Annotated in this window: 6 protein-coding genes; 1 reads left to right on the forward strand and 5 read right to left on the reverse strand. The window is 59.5% G+C overall.

Going from position 1 to position 7211, the window contains the following annotated elements; genetic code table 11:
• Positions 1–95: 95 nt before the first annotated feature.
• The 5 genes from fkpB to murJ form a co-directional block, all read right to left on the reverse strand.
• Positions 96–533: an FKBP-type peptidyl-prolyl cis-trans isomerase gene (fkpB, locus tag IQK56_RS29315; RefSeq protein ID WP_183140562.1), complete on the reverse strand. Its 438-nt coding sequence runs from the start codon at positions 531–533 to the stop codon at positions 96–98.
• A 7-nt stretch (positions 534–540) separates the two neighbouring features.
• Entirely contained in the window at positions 541–1050 is a 510-nt protein-coding gene (gene lspA, locus IQK56_RS29320) for a signal peptidase II (protein ID WP_122309177.1), read from the reverse strand.
• The gene (gene ileS, locus IQK56_RS29325) at positions 1043–3874 is read right to left on the reverse strand and encodes an isoleucine--tRNA ligase (protein WP_193862863.1); all 2832 of its coding nucleotides are present in this window, start codon (positions 3872–3874) and stop codon (positions 1043–1045) included. The genes lspA and ileS overlap by 8 nt, the downstream gene beginning before the upstream one ends.
• 14 nt (positions 3875–3888) lie before the next feature.
• Positions 3889–4827: a bifunctional riboflavin kinase/FAD synthetase gene (ribF, locus tag IQK56_RS29330; protein ID WP_193901931.1), complete on the reverse strand. Its 939-nt coding sequence runs from the start codon at positions 4825–4827 to the stop codon at positions 3889–3891.
• Between the two features lie 119 nt (positions 4828–4946).
• The gene (murJ, locus tag IQK56_RS29335; RefSeq protein WP_193862865.1) at positions 4947–6485 is read right to left on the reverse strand and encodes a murein biosynthesis integral membrane protein MurJ; all 1539 of its coding nucleotides are present in this window, start codon (positions 6483–6485) and stop codon (positions 4947–4949) included.
• Between the two features lie 254 nt (positions 6486–6739).
• Here murJ and rpsT point away from each other — a divergent pair, with 254 nt between their 5' ends.
• Positions 6740–7018: a 30S ribosomal protein S20 gene (gene rpsT / locus IQK56_RS29340; RefSeq protein WP_003188401.1), complete on the forward strand. Its 279-nt coding sequence runs from the start codon at positions 6740–6742 to the stop codon at positions 7016–7018.
• Positions 7019–7211 lie beyond the last annotated feature (193 nt).

Consider the following 7211-nt stretch of genomic DNA (forward strand, 5'->3'; position numbering starts at 1 on the left):
TTGCTCGCGAATGCGGTGTAGCAGTCACTGAACCGTTAACTGAACTAGCGCATTCGCGAGCAAGCCCGCTCCCACATTTTAAACTGCGTCGTTGATCAGATCGCTTTCACGCCGATGATTTCAACGTCAAAGGTCAAGGTTTTACCGGCCAACGGGTGGTTGAAGTCGATCGTCACCTGCGCGTCATCGAAGGTTTTCACCACGCCAGGCAGTTCGGTATTCGCCGCGTCGTTGAAGATCACCAACAGGCCTTCCGACAGGTCCATGTCCTGGAACTGCGAACGCGGGATGATCTGCACATTTTGCGGGTTGGGCTGACCAAAGGCGTTTTCCGGCAGAATCTGCAGGGTGCGCTTGTCGCCGGCCTTGAAACCGAACAGGGCCGCTTCAAAACCCGGCAGCAGGTTGCCGTCGCCGACCTTGAAGGTCGCCGGGGCTTTGTCGAACGTGCTGTCGACCGTGTCGCCATTCTCCAGGCGCAATGCAAAATGCAAAGTGACTTCCGTGTTCTGGCCGATGCGTTGCTCAGCCAATACCTGATCAGTCATTGACGGTCTCTCCGGTTTTCTTACTTTTGAACATATCCAGCGCCAACATGATTGCACCGACGGTGATGGCGCTGTCGGCGAAATTGAACGCCGGGAAGTAATGACGGTTCTGCCAATGCACCAGGATGAAGTCGATCACATGGCCCAGGGCAATGCGGTCGTACAGGTTACCCAGCGCACCGCCCAGCACCAGGGCCAAGGCAACGGCCAGCCAGGTGTCATCGCGACCCAGGCGCTTGAGCCACACCACAAGCACCGCACTGACCACCAGCGCGATAACGGCAAACAGCCAGCGCTGCCAGCCACCGCCATCAGCGAGGAAGCTGAACGCGGCGCCGGTGTTGTAGGCCAGGGTCCAGCTGAAGTAATCGGGGATCACCACGATTTGCTGGAACATTTCCAGGGAGCCCTCGAAATGAGCCTTGCTGACCTGGTCAATGACCAGGACCAGCAAACTCAACACGAGCAAGCCCAGGCGTCCGAAACGACTGGTGTTAGGCATAGTGGCGAACCTCGCCTTCACCCGAGATGTTGTCGACGCAACGACCACAGATTTCCGGATGCTCAGGGTTCACCCCCACATCTTCACGGCAGTGCCAGCAACGGGCGCACTTGGCAAAGGCGGACTTCATCACTTTAAGCTTGAGGCCCGGCACCTCGGTAGCCACGGCATCAGCCGGGGCTTGAGCGAATGGCGCCAGGCTCGCAGTGGAGGTGATCAATACGAAGCGCAGCTCGTTGCTCAGCTTGGCCAAGTCGGCGGTCAGGCCTTCCTCGGCAAACAGGGTGACTTCAGCTTGCAGGTTGCCACCGACGGCCTTGGCCGCACGTTGAACTTCCAGCTCCTTGTTCACCGCAACTTTGACGGCCATCACGCCTTCCCAGTACTCGCGGCCCAGTTCGAAGTCGGCCGGCAGTTCGGTCAGGCCTTCGTACCAGGTGTTGAGCATCACGGATTCGTTACGCTCGCCCGGCAGGTATTCCCACAGTTCGTCGGCGGTGAACGCCAGGATCGGCGCGATCCAGCGCACCAGCGCCTCGCTGATGTGGTACAGCGCAGTCTGCGCCGAACGGCGTGCTTTGCTGTTAGCGGCGGTGGTGTACTGGCGGTCCTTGATGATGTCGAGGTAGAAACCACCCAGCTCCTGCACGCAGAAGTTGTGGATCTTCGAGTACACGTTCCAGAAGCGGTATTCGCCGTAGTGTTCCTGCAACTCGCGCTGCAGCAACAGGGTACGGTCCACGGCCCAACGGTCCAGGGCGAGCATGTCCTCGGCCGGCAGGATATCGGTGGCCGGGTTGAAACCGGTCAGGTTCGACAGCAGGAAGCGTGCGGTATTACGGATGCGACGATAGGCATCGGCGCTGCGGGCCAGGATCTGGTCCGACACGGCGATTTCGCCCGAGTAGTCGGTCGACGCAACCCACAGACGCATGATGTCGGCGCCCAGGGTGTCGTTGATCTTTTTCGGCTCGATCACGTTTTTCAGCGACTTGGACATTTTGCGGCCCGTCTCGTCGACGGTGAAGCCGTGGGTCAGCAATTCGCGGTACGGGGCGTGATCGTCGATGGCGCAGCCGGTCAGCAACGAGGAGTGGAACCAGCCACGGTGTTGGTCCGAGCCTTCCAGGTACAGGTCGGCACGCGGGCCGGTCTCGTGGCCCATCGGGTGCGAACCGCGCAATACGTGCCAATGGGTGGTGCCCGAGTCGAACCACACGTCGAGGGTGTCGCTGATCTTGTCGTACTGCGGGGCTTCATCGCCCAGCAGTTCGGCGGCGTCCAGCTTGAACCAGGCTTCAATGCCTTCCTGTTCAACGCGCTGGGCCACGATTTCCATCAGTTCGACAGTGCGTGGGTGCAGCTCACCGCTTTCCTTGTTCAGGAAGAACGGGATCGGCACGCCCCAGTTACGCTGGCGGGAGATGCACCAGTCCGGACGGTTGGCGATCATCGAGTGCAGGCGCGCCTGGCCCCAGGCCGGGACGAACTTGGTGTCTTCGATGGCTTTGATCGCGCGGTTGCGCAGGGTCTCGCCGCTGGCTGGCTCCTTGTCCATACCGATGAACCACTGCGCGGTAGCGCGGTAGATCAGCGGGGACTTGTGGCGCCAGCAGTGCATGTAGCTGTGCTTGATGGTGTCGGTTTGCATCAATGCACCGACTTCACGCAGCTTGTCGATGATCGGCTGGTCGGCCTTGAAGATGAACTGGCCGCCGAAGAACTCCAGCGACGGCACGTACACGCCGTTGCTTTGCACCGGGTTGATGATGTCATCGTTGACCAGGCCGTACTTCTTGCAGATCACAAAGTCATCCACGCCATAGGCAGGCGAGCAGTGGACCACGCCAGTGCCCGAACCCAGCTCGACATAGTCAGCCAGGTACACCGGCGACAGACGGTCATAGAACGGGTGACGGAAGTTGATCAGTTCCAGCGCGGAGCCGGTGGTGGTGGCGATGACCGAACCTTGCAGCTCGTAACGCGCCAGGCACGCCTCGACCATTTCCTCGGCCAGCACCAGCAGGCGGTCGCCCACATCTACCAGGGCGTAGGTGAACTCCGGGTGCACGTTCAGCGCCTGGTTGGCCGGGATGGTCCACGGGGTGGTGGTCCAGATCACGATGGCCGCTGGTTTGCTCAGGCTTGCCAGGCCGAATGCCTGGGCCAGCTTGGCGTCGTCGGCGATCGGGAACGCCACGTCGATGGTCGAGGACTTTTTGTCTTCGTACTCGACTTCGGCTTCGGCCAACGCCGAACCGCAGTCAAAGCACCAGTTCACGGGCTTGAGGCCCTTGAACACGAAACCGCCCTTGACGATTTCGGCCAAGGCGCGGATTTCACCGGCCTCGTTCTTGAAGTTCATGGTTTTGTAAGGGTTGCCCCACTCGCCCAACACACCCAGGCGGATGAACTCGGACTTCTGCCCTTCGATCTGCTCGGCGGCGTAGGCACGGCACAGTTCGCGGGTTTTATCGGCGCCCAGGTTCTTGCCGTAGGTCACTTCGACCTTGTGTTCGATTGGCAGGCCGTGGCAGTCCCAGCCCGGAACATAAGGTGCGTCGAAGCCCGAAAGGGTTTTCGAACGCAGGATCATGTCCTTGAGAATTTTGTTCAGTGCATGACCGATGTGAATCGTGCCGTTGGCGTAAGGAGGGCCGTCGTGCAGGACGAATTTCGGACGATCCTTGCCAATCTCGCGCAACTTTCCGTACAGGCCAATACTGTCCCAGCGCTGCAGGATCTGCGGTTCGCGCTGTGGCAGGCCGGCCTTCATTGGGAAGGCGGTGTCCGGAAGGTTTAGCGTGGCTTTATAGTCGGTCATTTAAGGCTCTTCGGTTAGCGATGGGCGCTAGGTGCGGCTAGTGCACGGGCGGCGGCGACATCCGCATTGATCGCCGTTTTCAACGCCTCAAGGGAGGCGAAACGCTGCTCTTCACGCAGCTTCTGGTGGAAAACCACCGTCAAACGCCGGTCGTATAAATCACCGGCAAAATCCAAAAGGTGAACTTCCAGGTGGGCCTTGCCATCACCTGCAACCGTGGGCCTGACGCCTATGTTGGCGACTCCCGGCCACGGCTGGCCGTCGATGTCGACGCTCACCAGGTAAACCCCGGTAAGCGGCACACGACGACGCTTGAGTTGCACGTTGGCGGTTGGCGTGCCCAGTTGGCGCGCCAGCTTCTGGCCGTGCAGTACCCGCCCGGCAATGCGGAACGGGCGACCCAGCAGACGCTCGGCCAGGCCGAAGTCGGCAGCCGCCAGGGCATTACGCACCTGGGTGCTGCTCACACGCAGGCCGTCCAGTTCGACGGTTTGCGCGGCTTCAACGGTAAAGCCCTGGGTAACGCCGGCGTGCTGCAGGAATTCGAAATCCCCAACCCGATCGCAACCAAAACGGAAGTCGTCGCCGACCTCCAGATGCTGCACGCCCAGGCCATCCACCAGGATACGGTCGACGAACTCGGCGGCGCTGAGGCTTTGCAAGCGCTGGTTGAAAGCCAGGCAGAGAACGCGGTCCACGCCTTCTTCGGCCAGCAGTTGCAGCTTGTCCCGCAAGCGGGCCAGGCGGGCCGGCGCCGTCTCCGGGGTGAAGTACTCCCGCGGCTGTGGCTCAAAAATCACCACGCAGCTGGGCACGCCCAACTCGACCGCACGCTCGCGCAGCCGGGCCAGGATAGCCTGGTGACCACGGTGAACACCGTCAAAGTTGCCAATAGTGGCGACGCAGCCCCGATGCTGGGGGCGCAGGTTGTGGAGACCTCGAACCAGCTGCATAACGCGCTTCTTGCTCATAAAGTGGTCGATTATAACCACACCCAGCCTCAGACGACAGGCAACAGCGCAGGGCAAATGGATCGAATCGATAAAACACCGCTTTTATCGCGGCAAACTCTCTAGCTCAACGACTTGCGATTGAAATCCCGCAGGCGGAAACCCTGCAGCAGCAACATCCCGAAGTACACCACCACGCCAGCGACTACCAACACGCCCAGACGCATGAAGCGCTCCAACATAGAGCCTTGGTCCCACACCGGCATAAAGTGCATCAAGCCCAGCAACACCGCCGACATAATTGCCACCGCCACCAGCAGTTTGAGGGCAAACATGCCCCAGCCCGGCTGCGGCTGGAACATCTGCTGTTTGCGCAGTTGATAAAACAGCAAGCCCGCATTGATGCAGGCACCCGCACTGATCGCCAGGGCCAGGCCGGCGTGAGCCAACGGACCGATAAACACCAGATTGAGCAGTTGCGTGACGATCAGCGTGAAGATCGCGATTTTCACTGGTGTACGGATGTTTTGCTGGGCATAAAAACCAGGCGCCAGCACTTTGATCACGATGATGCCGAGCAGGCCGACGGAGTAGGCAACCAGCGCGTGCTGCGTCATCAAGGCGTCATGGGCGTCGAATTGGCCGTATTGGAACAGTGAAACCGTCAGCGGCTCGGCCAGGATGCCCAGCGCCAGGGCACACGGCAAGACCAGGACGAAACACAGGCGCAGGCCCCAATCAAGGATGCGCGAGTACTCCTGCCGGTCCTTGCTGGCGTAAGTGCGCGCCAGGGTAGGCAGCAGGATTGTGCCCAAGGCCACGCCGAGCACGCCGGACGGCAGCTCCATCAGGCGGTCGGCGTAATACATCCACGACACCGAGCCCGATACCAGCAGCGAGGCAAAGGCCGTGTTGATAATCAGGGAAATCTGGCTGACCGATACGCCGAGGATCGCCGGCAGCATATTGCGCATCACGCGCCAGACGCCGGTGTCCCTGAGGTTCAGGCGCGGCAGCACGAGCATGCCGATCTTTTTCAGGTGCGGCAGTTGGTAGAGCAATTGTGCCAGGCCGCCGGCCAATACAGCCCAGCCGAGCGCCATGACCGGCGGATCGAAATACGGGGTGAGGAACAGCGCGAAAATGATCATGCTGACGTTTAGCAGCGTTGGCACAAACGCCGGAACCGAGAATCGGTTCCAGGTATTGAGGATCGCCCCGGCCAGGGATGACAGGGAAATCAGCAATATATAAGGAAAGGTCACCCGCAGCAGATCCGTGGTCAGCGCGAATTTTTCCGGCGTATTGGCAAAACCGGGGGCCGTGGCCCAGATCACCCAGGGGGCGGCGAGCATGCCGAGGATAGTCACCAGCATCAAAACCAAGGTCAGCAGGCCTGAGACGTAGGCAATAAAAGTGCGGGTGGCCTCCTCGCCCTGCTGGGTCTTGTATTCGGCCAGAATCGGCACGAACGCTTGGGAAAATGCCCCCTCGGCGAAGATACGCCGCAGCAGGTTGGGCAATTTAAAGGCAATAAAGAAGGCATCCGTGGCCATGCTGGCGCCAAAAATGCGTGCCAGCAGGGTGTCACGCACAAACCCCAAAACCCGGGAGATCATTGTGATAGAGCTGACGGCGGCCAACGATTTGAGCAGATTCATTGAAAGAGTTTGCGCCTATTAGATAAAGAGCAGGCGAACTGTGCGCCTACTTATGCGATACTGCGCGCCTGCAACAGCACAGAGCCAAAGCTCGCGAGTTTACAGGTCAAGCGCCGGAAATAAATCACCCGCCTCTTCAGATCGACCACTCAGCAGTTCGCATCAGTCGCCCTTGACAACACTTCAAGTCATCGGCATGATTCGCGGCCTATTTTGTTTGCTATTTCCTAAAAAGTCTTTCGAGGAGCTCGACGGTGGCCAACACACCTTCCGCCAAAAAACGTGCAAAACAGGCTGAGAAGCGTCGCAGCCACAACGCCAGCCTGCGTTCCATGGTTCGTACCTACATCAAGAATGTAGTTAAAGCCATCGACACCAAAGACGCTGAAAAAGCTCAAGCAGCTTACGTTCTGGCTGTGCCAGTTATCGACCGTATGGCCGATAAAGGCATCATCCACAAGAACAAGGCCGCTCGCCATAAGAGCCGCCTGAATGGCCACATCAAGGCTCTGAGCGTTCCTGCTGCTGCCTAAGTGGTAACAACTGCAACGCAACCCTGGTTGCGAAACAGTTAAGAAATGCCCCGTACCGAAAGGTCCGGGGCATTTTTGTTTTCTGAAGTACGCCATTCAAAGTGGGAGGGGGCTTGCCCCCGATGGCGGTGGATCGAGCTTGCACATGCAGTTGGCTGACACACTGCTATCGGGGGCAAGCCCCCTCCACATT

It is taken from the genome of Pseudomonas cyclaminis (assembly GCF_015163715.1).
Taxonomy (GTDB): Bacteria; Pseudomonadota; Gammaproteobacteria; order Pseudomonadales; family Pseudomonadaceae; genus Aquipseudomonas; species Aquipseudomonas cyclaminis.

Excerpts from the sequence above, each read along its gene's own strand:
- lspA (WP_122309177.1), bottom strand. The coding sequence starts at position 1,050 with ATGCCTAACACCAGTCGTTTCGGACGCCTGGGCTTGCTCGTGTTGAGT.
- ribF (WP_193901931.1), bottom strand. The coding sequence starts at position 4,827 with ATGCAGCTGGTTCGAGGTCTCCACAACCTGCGCCCCCAGCATCGGGGC.
- murJ (WP_193862865.1), bottom strand. The coding sequence starts at position 6,485 with ATGAATCTGCTCAAATCGTTGGCCGCCGTCAGCTCTATCACAATGATC.
- ileS (WP_193862863.1), bottom strand. The coding sequence starts at position 3,874 with ATGACCGACTATAAAGCCACGCTAAACCTTCCGGACACCGCCTTCCCA.